Annotated in this window: 13 protein-coding genes; all 13 read right to left on the reverse strand. The window is 39.3% G+C overall.

Features of this window, described 5'->3' with window-relative positions; genetic code table 11:
- Window positions 1–14: 14 nt before the first annotated feature.
- A complete protein-coding gene (locus H6G86_RS03565; protein WP_190933145.1) occupies window positions 15–1,238 on the reverse strand; it encodes a glycosyltransferase family 4 protein in 1,224 nt (407 codons plus the stop codon).
- A gap of 336 nt (window positions 1,239–1,574) precedes the next feature.
- Window positions 1,575–2,549 carry a glycosyltransferase gene (locus H6G86_RS03570; protein ID WP_190933146.1) on the reverse strand — a complete coding sequence of 325 codons (975 nt, stop codon included), beginning with the start codon at window positions 2,547–2,549 and terminating at the stop codon, window positions 1,575–1,577.
- Between the two features lie 175 nt (window positions 2,550–2,724).
- Window positions 2,725–3,957: an aminotransferase class I/II-fold pyridoxal phosphate-dependent enzyme gene (locus H6G86_RS03575; RefSeq protein ID WP_190933147.1), complete on the reverse strand. Its 1,233-nt coding sequence runs from the start codon at window positions 3,955–3,957 to the stop codon at window positions 2,725–2,727.
- 108 nt (window positions 3,958–4,065) lie between these two features.
- Window positions 4,066–5,016, reverse strand: coding sequence for an aldo/keto reductase (locus H6G86_RS03580; protein WP_190933148.1), 951 nt, complete (start codon window positions 5,014–5,016; stop codon window positions 4,066–4,068).
- Entirely contained in the window at window positions 5,013–5,810 is a 798-nt protein-coding gene (locus H6G86_RS03585; protein ID WP_190933149.1) for a TauD/TfdA family dioxygenase, read from the reverse strand. The genes H6G86_RS03580 and H6G86_RS03585 overlap by 4 nt, the downstream gene beginning before the upstream one ends.
- Window positions 5,811–5,840: 30 nt before the next feature.
- The gene (locus tag H6G86_RS03590) at window positions 5,841–6,488 is read right to left on the reverse strand and encodes an acetyltransferase (RefSeq protein ID WP_190933150.1); all 648 of its coding nucleotides are present in this window, start codon (window positions 6,486–6,488) and stop codon (window positions 5,841–5,843) included.
- A gap of 71 nt (window positions 6,489–6,559) precedes the next feature.
- Window positions 6,560–7,855, reverse strand: coding sequence for an ABC transporter ATP-binding protein (locus H6G86_RS03595; RefSeq protein ID WP_190933151.1), 1,296 nt, complete (start codon window positions 7,853–7,855; stop codon window positions 6,560–6,562).
- A 53-nt stretch (window positions 7,856–7,908) separates the two neighbouring features.
- On the reverse strand, window positions 7,909–8,541 hold the full coding sequence (locus tag H6G86_RS03600; RefSeq protein WP_190933152.1) for an Lcl C-terminal domain-containing protein: 633 nt from the start codon (window positions 8,539–8,541) through the stop codon (window positions 7,909–7,911).
- Window positions 8,542–8,696: 155 nt separating this feature from the next.
- Window positions 8,697–9,704, reverse strand: coding sequence for a hypothetical protein (locus H6G86_RS03605; protein ID WP_190933153.1), 1,008 nt, complete (start codon window positions 9,702–9,704; stop codon window positions 8,697–8,699).
- A gap of 135 nt (window positions 9,705–9,839) precedes the next feature.
- Window positions 9,840–12,068 (reverse strand): N,N-dimethylformamidase beta subunit family domain-containing protein, encoded by a 2,229-nt coding sequence (locus tag H6G86_RS03610; RefSeq protein ID WP_190933154.1) that lies wholly within the window; start codon window positions 12,066–12,068, stop codon window positions 9,840–9,842.
- 125 nt (window positions 12,069–12,193) lie between these two features.
- Window positions 12,194–13,039, reverse strand: a complete 846-nt coding sequence (locus H6G86_RS03615; protein WP_190933155.1) for an ABC transporter permease — start codon at window positions 13,037–13,039, stop codon at window positions 12,194–12,196.
- Window positions 13,040–13,088: 49 nt separating this feature from the next.
- Complete coding sequence (locus H6G86_RS03620) at window positions 13,089–13,511, reverse strand: hypothetical protein (RefSeq protein WP_190933156.1); 423 nt, start codon at window positions 13,509–13,511, stop codon at window positions 13,089–13,091.
- A 341-nt stretch (window positions 13,512–13,852) separates the two neighbouring features.
- Complete coding sequence (locus H6G86_RS03625) at window positions 13,853–15,211, reverse strand: glycosyltransferase family 4 protein (protein ID WP_190933157.1); 1,359 nt, start codon at window positions 15,209–15,211, stop codon at window positions 13,853–13,855.
- Window positions 15,212–16,350 lie beyond the last annotated feature (1,139 nt).

Genomic DNA, 16,350 nt, shown 5'->3' on the forward strand with positions numbered 1-16,350 from the left:
TCACCCTATCCCAATCATGGCGATCGCAATACCTGTTGGTATAGCTCAATGTATTTTTTTGCTTGCAGTTCCAGGGTATACTCTTGAAGTGCGATCACTCGACAATTTTCACTCATTTTGTACCGTTGCTCTTTGTCTATTAGTAATTGGACAATACCATTACAAAAATCTTGTGTATCTTCTGGTTGAGCTAAATAACCAGTTATTCCTGCACGGACTAAATCAGGTACACCACCAACTTTGAAAGAAACCATTGGCGTACCACATGCCATACTCTCTTGCAGTACCAAAGGTAAATTATCCGCACGAGTGGGGAAGATAAATACATCAGCCGCAGAATAGGCTATTGACTTCATGCGATCGCCACTTACATACCCCAAGTTTAAAGTTGGTATTCCCACTACTTCAAGAACTTTTTCCCCTCCACTACCCAAAGTTAGTAATAATGTTTCCGCTTTTAACGCTTGAGGTAAAGTTTGGATCGCTTGTACAAGTAAATCCCCACCTTTACGAGAATCCTGTAAGCCATCTGCACAAAACATGATAACTTTTTTCTCGGCAGGAATACCTAAAATATTTTTACATTTGTCTTTATCTAAAGATTGATAAGCATCAGTGTCAAGACCATATGGTATGTGATAAATTGAAAATCGGTTAAGTATACTTTTTTTTGCCTGCTCAGTCAGCCATTGACTAGGAGTCACTATTGTGAGATCAGACTTACCGTAAACCCAGTCTTTCAGTTGCCATTCTAGATGAGTATTATCTCTTGCTATCTCTGGATAAGTTCCAGGGTAGGGACATTGACCACAACCTTGCTGCCAGCGATCGCAATCGTAACTATAGGCGCAATGTCCGGTAAAGCTCCACATATCATGGAGGGTAAAAATAGCAGGTTTACTTTTGGTTAATCCAGGAATACCTAAATAATTAAAATACCCTGTGTGCAGGTTGTGGAAATTAATAATATCAGCCTGTTCATAAAAATCATGCTTCCAGATGTCAAACGTGCTTAGTAAATGGAGGTAATTTAATCCTAAGCGCCTAGTCAAACGCAATAATTGATTTTCTACGCGATACTTATGACCTACGGCAGCAACAAGGCTACTATCAGTGTTAACTTTGCCAACTAACAGTTTTGAGTTAACACCTTGTTGCAATAAACCTTGATGAAGGCGATAGCCTGCGATCGCCGCACCGCCACCAATATCGGATTGATTAATATGCAGGACATTCATATATCTGATTAAATTATAGTTTTTATTAAAGTATCTTACGATAGATGCAGACTTAAATTATTCTTATTTATAATAATTAAGCCTTCATGTTAAGCGAGCAGAGGATATCTCTTGAACATCATACGCAACATATTGATTCATCGTATAAGTCTGACCATTATTATTTTAATTCAAGCTTAAACAACAGCTTTTGTAAATTTGCTAGATGCGACGCGATCATTACTTCTTTTGACTTCTCCTACCTAATATCTTCAGCTAGCCAACCTTTGCTATTTAAAAAAATAACTAGTAAAGTTTGGCTATTACCTTATATGTCTTTTTACTAAGTAAAACTTTTTAAATTATTTTTTCAGATGCTATTTTACTTATAAAAGTATACTTTATTTTTTTTAAAACTTTGTATAAAGCTGGAAGATAGATATTCATTAAAAATGAAGTTTTTAATGACAAATCGCTTAACAAGCGATTGTTTAATAAGTCTTGCAATAAGAATTTATTTAAAAATTTGCGAGCATTTTTTCTATCATCATTTTGCATATAAGCTATACATAATAATTTATAATTATCAGACATGGCTATTCTTATTTTATTCTGGTATTTAGAGTCTAGATAGTTTTCGATGTAATGATATGCTTTCAAGATTTCCAAGCGCATTTCTATTTGAGTTCTCCAAGACCAATTCCCATTAGGATGAATTCTATATACATTCATGGTTTCATTGATGTATCCAATATTTCCGTGTTGAGCAAGTAAAATTTGCAATATCCAATCAACAAAGTTTATATCGTACATCCACTCTGGAAATTCTTCTATAAAACCCTGTCGAAACACTATTGAAGCAAATGACATAATGTTTGAGTTAAGTATATCTTCAAGAGTAAAAGTATTTTTACAATTTTCTGGAGGCATAAAGCACCTTGTACTGCCATCCTGATAAAGATATAAGGCATTATGGAAACAGATTGTATAGTCAGTATGTGTATCTAAAAAATCTACTTGTTTTTGTAGTTTGTCCGGAGAAGTCCAGTAATCATCTCCTTCAAGAAGCGCTATATATTTACCTCGGCACGCTTTAAAAGTTTGAATGAAATTATCATGCATTCCCAAATTTTTCTCAGGCAGTAACAAGCGGATTTTCTCTGGATATTCTTGTTGATATCCAATCAGAATATCTTGCGTATTATCTGTAGAGCAGTCTTCGCCAATCACAATCTCATAGTCAAAATTAACTTGCTGCATCAGAACACTATCTAGCGCCTGAGTAATAAATTTTTCATGATTGTAGGCGAGTATTAATACACTTAGTTTCATAGGAATGCTGTCTAAATAATGTTGACTCAAACAAATTGCCCTCAGACTGAAAGTCTGGGGCTATACAAACTAAGTCATCTGTCACGGACTGAATTATCCTAAATTGCCGAGACCTGCTTCGTTTGTTTAATCGCGATTTCTCATTGTCTGATTTTTCCTAAGTGGAATATATTTGTCATCGACGTGTCCGTATCAACTCCTCAGATGCATTAACTAGTCTGTCCTTGACTTCACGACTATGTTGAACTACCAACCTAATAATCTGACAGATTTTATTGATTTCCTCTGTACCAACCGCCGTACCTGTAGGCAGAACCAGTACTCGTTTGCCCAAACTTTCAGTCTCCGGTAGCAGCAGTCCTGCATGAGGAAAGTAGGAGCGATAGGGTTCCATACGATGACATCCAGGATAAAAGTAGCGTCGAGCCAATATATTTTCAGCCCAGAATATTTTTACAAATTGATCTCGGCTGACGTGAGTAATTTCTTGGTCAATTTCCAGCACAATATACTGATAGTTGGATTTTTCAGTCTCATCGTAGGTTAATAATTTAACACCTGGAATATTCCTTACTTCGTGTTGATATTGTTTGTAATTTTGATAGTTGATAGCCACAAATTCGTCTAAACTTTCCAAACCTGTTAGCCCCATTGCAGCACAAACTTCGCTCATTTTGCCATTAGTGCCGATATAACTGACATTCTCAAATCCAGAAAAGCCAAAGTTTTTCATCAGACGAATTTTGCCAGCGAGTTCATCATTATTAGTGGCGACAGCTCCACCCTCAAAGGTATTGAAAAATTTAGTTGCATGAAAGCTGAACACCTCTGCATCGCCAAAGTTACCTATCATTTGTCCGTTGTAGGAACAGCCAAAAGAATGGGCTGCGTCAAACATCAGCTTGAGGTTATGCTTGCGAGCTATTTCTGTTAGGGCTTCTACATTACAAGGTTGCCCCCACAGATGAACGCCAATGATTCCGGTCGTGCGGGGTGTAATCATTGCCTCAACCCGCCACGGATTGATAGTGTAAGTATGAGGATCAATATCACAAAAGACTGGAGTTATCTCTTGCCACTGTAATGCGTGAGCAGTAGCAATGAAGGTGAACGAAGGAATGATAACCTCTCCCGTGAGTCCTGCTGCTCTAATAGCAATTTCTAAAGCGACAGTTCCATTACACATAGGAATGCAATGCTTGACCCCAATCATGTCAGCAATGCGCTGTTCAAACTCCTGAACGTAGCTACCGTTATTAGTCAACCATCTTCTATCTAGCAGGTCGTTAATTCGTTGGAACAGGTGATCGCGGTTCCCAATGTTAGGGCGACCCACATGTAGCTTTTCATTAAAGGCAGGAGCCGCACCGAATATTGCTAAGTGTTCCAATCGAGTTTTGTTACTCATTTGCTGTAAATAACCTTTTAGTTTATGTCTGTTTACTAGGTGATATAGAGAACCAATAGAGTTCTTGAACAATTGCTATTAATGATTTTTATGAACCAAACCTAAAAGCTAAAATTTCCAGTGTGCTGGTACATCACTAACAGCTTGTTTTATTTTTTCAACGACTTCGGGGTCGAGTACGCCAAATTCTACAGCTTGCAAGTTAGCTTTCACTTGTTGAGGATTTCTCATTCCTGGGATAACGACTCCAACACCTGAATGATATAAGACATAGCGCAACGCTGAAATTGTAATTCCTCCTGGCAATTCATCTAGAAAAGCTAATTTTCTGGCACTTTCCAGTAACCAATTTTTATCTATTTCGGACAAATAATGCCGCCAATCATTTTCGGCAAACTCTGGAGTTTGGTACAAATATTTTTGCTTAAGAAAACCGGAAGCTAAAGGCACTCTAGCTATAAATTGATATTCATGATCTAACTTATTAAATAAATATTCTTCAGCACGCCGATCCAATGCATTAAATATTGCCTCAATCGTACTTCCAAATTTATCTTCTGCTACTTTTAATGCGCCTTTGATAGTTTTTGAACTCACACCATATTCCTTAATATATCCTTTCTGCTTGAGGCGTTCTAGAATAAACTTATCGTAATTTTTCCAATCAAAATTATCTGGCGGGCTATGAAATAGTAAAACATCAATGCAATCAATGTTTAAACGCTCAAGGCTGTTAGTTACAGATTTTTCCAGCCATTCCGGAGAAAAATCATGAAAAGAATTACCTTGATTATCTTTTCGATTGCCAAACTTCGTACAAACAATAAAATTCCCACTCGGATAGCTTTGAAAAGCTTTACCTAAAATTTCTTCCGATCTACCCTCTCCATAAGAATCCGCTGTATCAAAGAATTGGATACCGTGATCAAGAGCAAGGTGAACTGCTTGAATAGCTTCTTTGTCGTCAATATACCCCCATCCTTTATGCTGACCAGCAATAAGGTTTTCCCCGCTAAATTGCCAGGTACCAAAGCCTAATTTAGCAATTGCTGTTTTCATGCTGGGCAAAAAAGCTCTAAATTTTTAGATTTTCTTGAATGTAAAATTACAGAACCTTTCATGAGAATACGGTCGCCTTTGTTAGGAGTAAAAAATGCATTTCTACCATGCAAAAGTCTTTCGTCATGGAAGAATACAGCATCTCCTTTTGTTAATATGATATTCGTGTAAATTCCGCTATGATGAACACGATCTTCAAGGAAGTGCTGAAATCTTTCAACTAAATCTTTAGCTTCTGGAGTGTTATCTTTATCTAAGGGGTAATAATTATAATTTAAGCGGATTCCTAATTCGTCTTCTGTAATAATGGGCTTAGTTTTGCTGACACCTTCTTTTGAAAAAGATACAGGAATTTTTTTTAGGTCTTCTAGTAACTGATGCTCATTGTCTAGCTCCAAAACTTTAATGAGCAATTCGCTATCTAAGAAAAAAGTAGCACCTCCCACTTGTGCCTGAGATAAGCAATAAAAATAATTCACTGCATCATGATGATTAAGATAAGAATTATCCGTATGAAGAGGCTGCCTAGTTTTACTTGAGCGGTACTTATTTGGACGTGCGGGATCGTAGCTAATATCTATCCAACGTTGACCCGTTCGTTTACCTGTGTCTTTATCTTCATCCATACTAATCACTAGTCCTAAAAAATCACTTAGTTCCGTGAAATAGTCGTGAATATTTATTTGAAAATCAAACCCGACAAAATGAACTATCTTATATTTATCGAGTGCTTCTTGGATAGCTTTTTTAGTTTCTTCAGGAGAAGTGTATTGTATTTTTTTATAAAATTCCATAATCAGCCTCACCAAATAAATCAATCTTCCTTATAAGTCAATTTTTCTGATTACTCTAGCCGGAACACCATAGACTAAGACACCATCAGGAATATCATTGACGACAACCGCGCCAGCCCCGATTAAGGCACCTGCACCTATCCGCACGCGGTCTATGACCGTCGCTCCAATTCCTACACAGGCTGCACGCCCCACAGTTACTCGTCCAGCTAAGTGAACACCTGGGCAAATATGCGCTCCATCTCCTATCACGCACTCGTGATCAACACTCGCAGAAGTATTGATAATGACATTTTGACCAATCTTTGATCCGGGATTAACAACCGCTCCAGCTGCAATTACGGTTCCCGATCCTATAGACACGTCAGAAGCAATTACTGCTGTTGGGTGAATAGCAGTTGCTAAGGAAAAACCTTTTCTATAAATTAATTCAGACAACTTTAATCGCGCCTGACAATCTCCGAATCCAAAAATTATATACTTAATCCCTTTATCTTTACAATAATCTAACTGTTCTTGTCCTCCCAGAATTTTAGCTCCGCAGAAGTTTTCACCATAACGTTGTGGATTCATATTATCAAGGAAACCAACAATTTCATAGATTCCTTGTAAGCGGATTATGTCTGCGACCACTAAAGCGTGCCCTGAAGCACCCCAGAACAGTAACTTTGATATCATAAAAATTTACTAAAAATCTTCGTTGAATTATCTATGTCTTAGTTCATCTTCAACATTTTTTAGTCAAAAATTTAGCAGGACTTAGATGCGAATATTTCAACGGGAGCAAACCTCCATTTCAAGTTAGGGCGAACTATTCCTTGCCATTTGCCATACCATTTGAATTCTCTCTCAATATCATGCACAGTAAAACTCAGTAAATTTTCACATGTATAAAGTATAGTTGAAGTATCTTGAACGACCATCATCGTAATTTGATAACTTCCATCATTAAAAAAATCTTCAGGAATGTAACAAACTCCTCTGATTAGACCTGAAGTACAAGGAATCGATCTTGAGATTGAATTAAAAACACAAACTCCCTCTAGTGTGTAGACGTGTAAGCTCAAATTTAAATTAGCACCATTGAGGTAATTCCAATACTCAAATTCAATCCTGAGAGGGGTTTTAACCGTAATCTCATCTATTGAGTCATCAATATCTGGAATTACCCTGATTTGATGTATGCGAATTTTATCGTTTCCGGGAGCAGTTTCAATATCATCCCAGATTCTTTCAAGAAATTTAGAGTCATTTTCGGACTCCAAATAACTAGATACGACCTGATGAGTTTCTCCATAAGTTACTAAACATCCTGATTTGAGCAAGATGGCTTGATCGCATAGATTTTTTAATGCTGTCATGTTGTGACTAACAAACAAGACGGTACGCCCTTCTTTTTCAGAAACATCATTCATTTTTCCCAAGCACTTCTTTTGAAATTGGGCATCTCCTACCGCCAGAACTTCATCCACAATCAAAATCTCTGGCTCTAAATGCGCTGCTACGGCAAATGCCAAACGCACATACATCCCTGATGAATAGCGTTTAACAGGTGTATCTAAAAATTTCTCAACTTCAGCAAAAGTGACAATTTCATCAAACTTTCTTTTAATCTCTGTTTTGCTCATCCCCAGAATGGCACCGTTGAGATAAATGTTTTCTCTACCTGTCAATTCTGGGTGAAAACCTGTGCCCACTTCTAAAAGACTTGCGACTCTACCCTTGAGAGAAATACAGCCGCTGCTTGGTTCAGTAATGCGGCTCAAAATTTTGAGTAAAGTTGATTTTCCTGCACCGTTGCGACCAATAATTCCAATGCTCTCGCCCTGTTTAATTTCAAATGACACATCCTTCAATGCCCAAAACTCTTCACGGGCTGGATTATATATTTCTTTGCCAGAAGACTTCACCAATTTTTTACCCAGTGAACTGACTCTATCACTGATGGATTCTCGCAAAGATTTATATCTGCTACTTCCTTCTTGTTGATGACTCAACACGTATTTTTTACTGAGGTTTTCAACCCTAATTACTGTATCAGACATTATTAAATTACTCTCAGTAGATCGAAAACTTTTCTCTTAAAACACCCAAGCTACTATGGTGTACCACGGACAGGCCAACCGTAGACGAGGCTCGGCTTACTGGTGTTGACAACGCCGCCGAAGTTTAGGAAGATTGCCCAGGCGGAATTCCCAGCCTCCTGGTAAGGTCCCGTAGTACTAGACCAGTAGTTGAATTGGATGCCAGTAGCCCACTGTGTCCCTTGTGCAAAGCAGCCTGAACCCTCTTGATCTACCAATGTCGGATTAGTACAGTTTAGATTTGAAGGAGGTAATAGTGCCGTAACCTCGTCTTTGGTCGGCAAACGCCAATCGCCAGAAGAAGAGTTATCCGACAGATTGCAGTCGCCGCTCTTAATCTCAGCTGCTTTGTAATTGGCTGTTGCCCAATCTGTTGCTTCAAGACAATCTGCCTTCTTGAGCCATATAAGTCGAGTTACGGTATCAGTCATCGTGCCATTACCACAGTCTACATAGCGATCGCTGTTATTGAAGCAGGGGCCGGAGGCTTTGACCACAGTTCCCACGGGATGTTGGGTATTGATGTAGTTTCTATGTTTCCTGGCTTGTACCGACACAGGAAGAGTAAAGGTAAAAGCCAGAAAAAATATGAATACAGCCCCGTATAGTATTTTGATAGCAAAACCAGGTAAACAAATGTGGAGCATATTTTTCAACTTCCAAACATCTAAGCGTGCAGATATCTGCCGCTTGCCTCGGTGAATCGGTACTCAGAGATTAAGCATAAAATACTATAAACTACTTCAACAGCAATCTTTTTGTCATACTTGTATATGATAATCACTTAGAGAACAAGGCTTTCTTAGGCTCGCACAAATAGAATTTTATCGACCGCAAATTTTCTCACCAGAGTCATAGCTCCGGTTTTCATATCCACGGTGAACAGGGAATTTGTTCCCTCATATTTGGGGTCAGCAAGGGCAAATAGTTGACCTGAAGAAGAAAAGGCTAAACTTGCCAAGTCATTTTCCAGAGGCTTGTTCTTGAAGCTTAATTCCACCAGTCTGATAATCTTTCCTCTGCCACTAACTACTGCCCTGTTCTCTAGGTCTAGTTGCACTAAACTTAGACCACCTTCACCGCCGACACTAGTAGCGTAAATTTTTCTATCTAATGGAGATTGAGCAAGATTACCAAGCCTCTCCTTGAGGGAAATATATGGTAGACCTGTTGCAACACTAGAATCTACTTGCCCTGAGTTTTGGTCAATAAATGCCAACTCAAAAGGAGGGCTACCTTCTGCAAGACTAATTATACCAAGTAGTACCTGCTTACCTTTTATAGTAGTTGATAATAACCCTTCAACAGTACTATACTTTTTATCCTGGTTTTTTTTGATTTTCAAGCCTTTTGGAGGCTTAATTCCACTCTTTTTAGGAGGTGTAATAGATATCAGGCGACTGAAATCGCCTTTCTTAGTGGCTGCAACAGCGGCAATAACAAATGTGTTATCGGGTAGGACAGTAAAAGCAGTTATCCGCTCGCTGGGCTTTTTAACAACCAAGGCTTTAGCAACAGTCTCAGTGGTTTCTAGGGAGTTAGTAACGCTGTCGGCGGCAATTTCGGCAGTTAATAACACCTGACCAGTTGTAAAGTTTATAGACTGAAAGATAATTCCTGGGATGGTGTTAGCAGTAGCAGCGTCAACTAAGTCTTGTGTTTTACTTTTGCTAGCTGAAGAAAGGGTCACTCCATAAAGCTGCTCCGACTCTTGTGCAAACACCTTAGATGTAAATTTAGCACTTGCTGCGGTGACAGCGCTGACGATAGCCAACTGCCCAAATCTTCGTCGTCTGATTCTCAAATTCATAACCTACACTACCTAAGCAACTGGGATTAGTATTTGCTCAATTATGAAAGATAACTGTGGTGCATCCATTTAGGTGGTACAGACAGTACTCCAGCAAGGGTAGAGCATAATATTTGTGAATTTTGTTACGGTTTTTCAAGGCACAATTATGCCGGAACCGGGAGTCAAAGGTCTAGCTCCCATATCTGCTAATATATTGACAACCATTTGCTTGACGCGATCATCTTCGCGAGGCCCGCTAACGCCCTCGCTGTCTAACCCCCACATAAACTGAATAGAGCCAGTCGAAAATACCTTGGCACCACTAGCAGAAGTGAAGCAAACTGCTTGGGAAATCCGTGGGTCTGTTCCAGCAGGAAAACCCTCTAGTTCAGCTTGATCAAAGTTTTGCGGCTGTATGGATTCGCCGAGAACAACCAACCCACTTGGAGATGCATTTAAATTGATTGCATCCCATTCAAAGCCCACCAAACCACTTAATTTATCCCCATCATTCAGGTTTGTGTTGGCATAGTAGGGGTGAGTACTGTTTTTCACCACAAAATCGAACCCATCAGAAAAGAAATTCCGCCATCTACCTCCAATGTACATATTGCCTTTCAACGCACTCTCTGGCTTGTTGTTTTCTGGGCTGCGGAATTTGTTGGTTGGTGCCACAGGATCTGAGGCATCTTTGTAGCAAACCATAACCCTGTTAGCTACTCCCATACTAGAGTTTTCAAACCGCACTCGCTGATAGACACTGTTCCCTGAGAAAAAAGCCTTGTTGATACTGCTGGTCTTGACACTATTAAACTCCTCTAGCGACCAGTACTCATCGTGACCGACTGACAGAAATACGTTATGCTGTTGCAGCAAACTTGGGTTGGCGTGGACATCCACGTTAGTTACGTAGGAGATGTCATAGCTTTGGGACTCCAGCCACCGCACCATATTGTACTCCCAAGACAAGATAGTGTTGTTATAAGGGTTACTACCAGTTAACGTGCTATGTTGTGCGACTGGTCTGTCGTAGGAAAGCTTAAACCCCCTTTGACCTCCAGTACTCTGTTCTGGGTATAGAGAGTAACCACCACTGAGGTTATAAGCCTGCAAAGTATTGAAGCTGCTCTGGAATAATATGTCAGACCTTTCACTGTCATGACGAACAACAAACACTACCTGCGACTTACTCCCACTTCTCTGGTCAGTTAGCTTGGCAATATACAAACCACTAGTCCAGTCATTGCCAACTTGTAGCGTGTAGGAAGTTGACCAGTTTTCACATGAGACTGTGCGGGTAGAACTGTCGAAATTACATGCGGGCTGGGTAATTCCGTTAAGCTGACCGCTACTCAGTATTAGCCGGCCGCCTTGTCCTCCGTAGTAACCTAAGCGATACACATCAATCGTGTAATTTCCGGCCTGTGCTAAAGAAACTTTGATTGGCAACGAGCCGCCCTTGTTTACACTAGTTGCTGTCGCATAGCCAGCAATATCCGATTGACCTACTTGGGGAATCCGCCAATCTGTAGTACCAGGTTTTTGGTTTTCTAAATAAATCGCATTAGTGTTTGCTGGGTTAGCCCTGGCACTGAAGGTCACGCTACCTATGTCAGAAGCTGTTGCACTCACAGTGTTTGTTATACCAGCTGTTGTCCCTAGAGTTAACACTGTGCTGGCTTGACCATCGTTACCAGTTACCGCACTAGTGGATGAAACCGAACCTCCACCACTGGTGATAGCAAAGTTGACTGTCACTCCTGACTGAGGATTGCCATTACTATCTGTAGCTTTCACAACGAACGGGTTGGCTAAGGCAGAACCTGCCGTACCAGTTTGATTATCGCCGCTTACTTTAGTCAGACTGTTGCCAACCACAAATACTATGTCGCGGAAATAGTTACTGTTCTGATAGGAATTAGTTGGGAAAGAATTCAGACTACCAAAGACTGAATTGTTGCCATCAGCAACTGAACTGAGATCGCCATTCACAACTGGGCTGGCTAATGCGTTATTAGTTACACCAAAATAGCTATTGCAACTGACAGTCACTATATAGGTGGTATTGGCTAAGATACTCACTGGCGTGCTGAGATCCTGCTGCTGCCAACCCGAAGAAGTTTCATTCGAGAAAGTAACACTTCCTAATATAGATCCTGTTGCCGACCAGATTCTCCCTATATGATTGCCAGTCTCATTGACCGCTTTCCAATGGCGGATTGCGGTAATTTGACCACTCTTGGCACTTTGGAACTTCATTCCAAGTTCATAGGATACGCCATCACTCCATTCAAACCCAGGAACCTCAGTTGTAAATAAAGTTTGCGAGGTGGTCTGAGATTGGGCTAAAAGTATTTTATCGAAATCGTTTTGCTGAGTCATTGCTGTTCAGAAATTTAATTTTCTTAACACGTTAGTTAATATAAAAAAGTCGAAGTACAAAATCTTTAGAGTGGGTAGTAGACTAACTACTTGATGTGGTTATGATCAAATATTTCAAATCCCTCCTAAATCACATCAGCAAATGTCCGTTCCATTTTTCGGAAGTACCAAATGCCACTTACCAGTAACAAAGCAACTAGTCCTAGAGATAGTGTGAATCCAGTCCAGTAAAGTTTGGACTCTCCCCCTAAAATTGCCCAGCGAAAGCCATCAATCACGCCTACCATTGGGTTCAAATAGTAGAGCAAACGCCATTGCTCTGGTACAATGCTGCTACTAAAACCGACGGGCGATACATATAGACCAAACTGCACAATAAACGGCACAATGTACCGGAAGTCTCGATATTCCACATTTAAAGCTGCCAACCACAGTCCTACTCCTAATGAAGCAGCAAAGGCAATGCCAATAAATAACGGTAATGATAATATCCGCCAATTGGGAACAAAATTATACCAGGCCATTAGCCCTAAGAGAATCATTGCAGAAACGAGAAAGTCCACAAAGCTGACAATCACTGAGCTGGCAGGCACAATTAAGCGCGGAAAGTAGACCTTAGAAATCAAATTGGCATTACTAATTAGGCTGTTACTACACTCACTTAGAGCATTGGAAAAAAATTGCCAGGGTAATAAGGCAGCAAATACCAGTATTGGATACGGTGCTGACCCCTCTGAAGGTAATTTTGCCAAACTTCCAAAGATGACGCTGAACACGATCATCGTCAAAAATGGTCGAATGAGTGCCCAGAGCATACCAATCACTGTTTGCTTATACCGCACCAGAATGTCACGCCAAGCAAGAAAATAGAATAATTCTCTATAGCGCCATATATCTTTCCAATACTGCTGCTCTGTACGTCCAGCTTCAATCACTAACTCCTGTTGGGAGACAATTTTTGGACTATTCATAGTTCTTGATTGAAGATTAATATTTTTAACGAAATGACACTAATAATTCTTAACTCACAAACTGGAAACCTCTAAGACCTTGATAACCAACTTGCCTGGCGCTTTTACGAGTAAACTCACCAACGGAAGGGTTCCCTAGAGAATCAATCACTCCTGTGACTTGCCGCCATATTTCTTGTGGTGCTACCAAAATTTCATAATTACTATCATCACACTTACGAATGTGATACCAAGTTGTTTGCTGACATCCTTCACACCAAAAAGCTTCTAACCATTCCCCTTCTATAGGAACTGTGGTTTGGTTCGCTACTAACATCAAAGCATTCCGTCGACTCATACCTCGTTGCTGTAATTGACCTGCTTGGTCAGCAAACATTTTATATTTTTGACTGACGCTATCTATATAGCAACTATGAATCGGGCAGTAAATTGCTCTTCGCTTGGAACGTTTCCGATTTCGGTCACACCTCATCTGTAATTTCACCTCCTGTATAGACAAAAACCATGAGCAAGGAAGGCTATCTTGGAGGGACTGAGATCAATAAGACCATCAAAGCCCTACTCCTAAAAAATATTGCAAAAATATTCAATTATAGATGATAATTTTGTTATTATTTTACCTTATTTTTTAATTAATTTACTTCCTTTGTAATTGAAAAAAATGATTTTGCGAAGAGTTAGTTTTTGACTAAATCAAAAGATTCTAATGCTTTATTTTTCTCCTAATAGTCTTATACCATGCAACCAAAAATTTGTGGATCAAATTGTTTAAGGTTTATCAAAATCATAGAAATTTAATAAACCTAAATATGCTTACTTTACATCGCTTCGAGACATGGTGATTATTTCATCAAATACTGCCTGCTGTAAAACATGCAAGTATTGTTTAGAGATAACTTTAGGTGTGAAGTGCGATCGCAAATACTGACGACCTGCTTTGCCCATCTGCTCTCCTATTTGGGGATCTCGATTCAGAAACCGAATAAATTGCGCTAGACCTTGACCATCTCCATTGTCAAATGTGCTACCACAACTAGCATCAGCTACGAGTTGTCTCAGATATGAAGTCTGGGAGCAAATTACTGCTATTGGTCGCCCAGAGGCTAAAGCTGAGTAAAGTTTGCTGGGAACAACTAAACCCTCTGTAGTTGCATCTACACTCACTATTGATAGATCGCAAGCCGTTAGGGAATAAGGTAACACCTGCTTATCTTGATAAGGTAGAAATGTAAAATTGGTCAGCCCTAACCGCTCCACTTCCATCATTAATTCTTCGCGTTTGGCACCACCACCAATGCAGACAAACTGAATTGGCTCATCTTGCAATTGCTTTGCAGCTTCCAACATGGTGTCAATATCATGGCAACGACCCATATTGCCAGAATAGAGGACGGTAAATTTGTTAACTAGGTTATACTTCCAGGCAAACCAGTTTTCTTTCTTAGCAATCGGTACGATCGCTTCTGGGTTAGCCCAACTGTGAATTACAGAAATTTTATCAGCTACTTGGGGACAATGTGCCACTACCTGTTGTTTCATCGCTGGGCTAAGTACTATGATCCCCTTGGCTTTTAACCAAACCTGTTTATTGATTGCACGCCACAATCGCACCAGCCAGTTACTCTTTGAAATTACACCTAGTGCGATCGCAATATCAGGGTACAAATCATATAATACGCATACATAAGGTAACTTGAATAAGATATAAGCTAGATATCCGATCACTGGCAAAAACGGGGGAGCCGTAGTTAGCAACAATACATTGTTGCGACGCGAACCTCTTAGCAAATAGAGCGTCGCCCGCAAGGTGTATAGCACACCATTAATGGCTTTGCCACGAATTCTACCCGGCCAGAGTTGAGCAGTACGCGATCGCTGAATTCGGATTTGGTCAGCCCATTCAACAGCTGGGGCCGTATCAGAACGAAATGCATATCCTGGCTGACTTGTAAAAATTTCAATATCCACTCCTTGCTGCCCTAACTGTTTCACTAATTCTTCAATCAACTGCCCTGTAGCGGCATAATCCGGAGGGAAAAATTGGGTAACTACAGATAACTTAATTGATTGTTGAGTTTTTACAGAAGGCTTGTTTTTTGTATCTTTTTTTGCATCTAAAGGAGTAGAAATGGATTTCAAAAAATTTTGATTAATCCATTGATTAAGTCTCATAGTCTATGTCCTCGTCTGAAATAGAAAAAACTGTTATCCAAAAATTGTATAAACTCGAAATAATCTAGAAAAAACATCTAGACTATATTGTAAGAATTTACAAATTTGGCTTAATATTCACTAAGAAAGCTTGACTCAACAAAATACAATTTTCGCGAAACTAATTCATTTATATAAGGTACTATCAAGACTAATTTTGTTTCGGCACGTTAGCCACAGCTTGGCATACCCTAACTAAACTGAAAACCTTGTATTTTGTTTAGTTCACGCTCCCAAGTAGGGTCTATTTCGTCACCCCACAATAGCTTAAAAGACCTCTGAATGTTGCACATTTAGGCATGATCTTATAACTCTATTCAGGCTAACTAACAGAACACTCTTTCTAGTTTATATATACACTTCTCTAACAGATACGAGAACACAAAAATGATGAGAACACTTCTAGCCGAGAACAAATTATTTTAGAGAGAAGTAATATTTTTATGTGTAAAGCAAGTACTTGACAGGTTGAGCCAGTACTTACTTAAACTTCTAAAAAGAGATTTTATGCTTGCTTGGTGGCAGTCTCTATTGTTTGAGTAACATTCAGTCAACTGAGATATCTGGAGTTATGATTACTATTCACAATTTAATTCTAGAATGCTTTGTTTTGAGTAGTGTTTAGCTTTTGTTTGAGTTTCTCTAGTCACACACAACTTTATAACTAAAGCTTTTAGGCTTTATTACTTTATTATATGTAACACTGAGAACTTCACAATACCATGTTTCCATATCGAATCATTTACTTCATTAAAAATTTATATTTTTAAATTATATCTAATCTAAAACTTTATAAAATAATAGTTTTATGGGCTAGGGGGACTCCTGTTTGATTGTTGAACAGGATTTAGATAATATACTGAGAAAATAAAAGTATAATAAAAAGATGCACTGCCTTTGTATTAAAATACACTTAATATTTATTCAACGAACTGCAAGGTATGCAAAGAAAGAGATCGTCCGAGGAATTAATTATTCAATGCATTTACATAGAATTTGGTAGAAGTCAGCATTTCCAAGGTACCACAGCCGCAGTAGAGGTATGGCAAAAACTCCACTTCATGCCAAGCATCGATAATTTATATCCCTTAATTGTTAAC

It is taken from the genome of Nostoc sp. FACHB-133 (assembly GCF_014698055.1).
GTDB lineage: Bacteria > Cyanobacteriota > Cyanobacteriia > Cyanobacteriales > Nostocaceae > Nostoc.

Bases quoted from the DNA above. Each gene is read 5' to 3' on its own strand.
- H6G86_RS03565 (WP_190933145.1), bottom strand. From the start codon at position 1,238: ATGAATGTCCTGCATATTAATCAATCCGATATTGGTGGCGGTGCGGCG.
- H6G86_RS03570 (WP_190933146.1), bottom strand. From the start codon at position 2,549: ATGAAACTAAGTGTATTAATACTCGCCTACAATCATGAAAAATTTATT.
- H6G86_RS03575 (WP_190933147.1), bottom strand. From the start codon at position 3,957: ATGAGTAACAAAACTCGATTGGAACACTTAGCAATATTCGGTGCGGCT.
- H6G86_RS03580 (WP_190933148.1), bottom strand. From the start codon at position 5,016: ATGAAAACAGCAATTGCTAAATTAGGCTTTGGTACCTGGCAATTTAGC.
- H6G86_RS03585 (WP_190933149.1), bottom strand. From the start codon at position 5,810: ATGGAATTTTATAAAAAAATACAATACACTTCTCCTGAAGAAACTAAA.
- H6G86_RS03590 (WP_190933150.1), bottom strand. From the start codon at position 6,488: ATGATATCAAAGTTACTGTTCTGGGGTGCTTCAGGGCACGCTTTAGTG.
- H6G86_RS03595 (WP_190933151.1), bottom strand. From the start codon at position 7,855: ATGTCTGATACAGTAATTAGGGTTGAAAACCTCAGTAAAAAATACGTG.
- H6G86_RS03600 (WP_190933152.1), bottom strand. From the start codon at position 8,541: ATGCTCCACATTTGTTTACCTGGTTTTGCTATCAAAATACTATACGGG.
- H6G86_RS03605 (WP_190933153.1), bottom strand. From the start codon at position 9,704: ATGAATTTGAGAATCAGACGACGAAGATTTGGGCAGTTGGCTATCGTC.
- H6G86_RS03610 (WP_190933154.1), bottom strand. From the start codon at position 12,068: ATGACTCAGCAAAACGATTTCGATAAAATACTTTTAGCCCAATCTCAG.
- H6G86_RS03615 (WP_190933155.1), bottom strand. From the start codon at position 13,039: ATGAATAGTCCAAAAATTGTCTCCCAACAGGAGTTAGTGATTGAAGCT.
- H6G86_RS03620 (WP_190933156.1), bottom strand. From the start codon at position 13,511: ATGAGGTGTGACCGAAATCGGAAACGTTCCAAGCGAAGAGCAATTTAC.
- H6G86_RS03625 (WP_190933157.1), bottom strand. From the start codon at position 15,211: ATGAGACTTAATCAATGGATTAATCAAAATTTTTTGAAATCCATTTCT.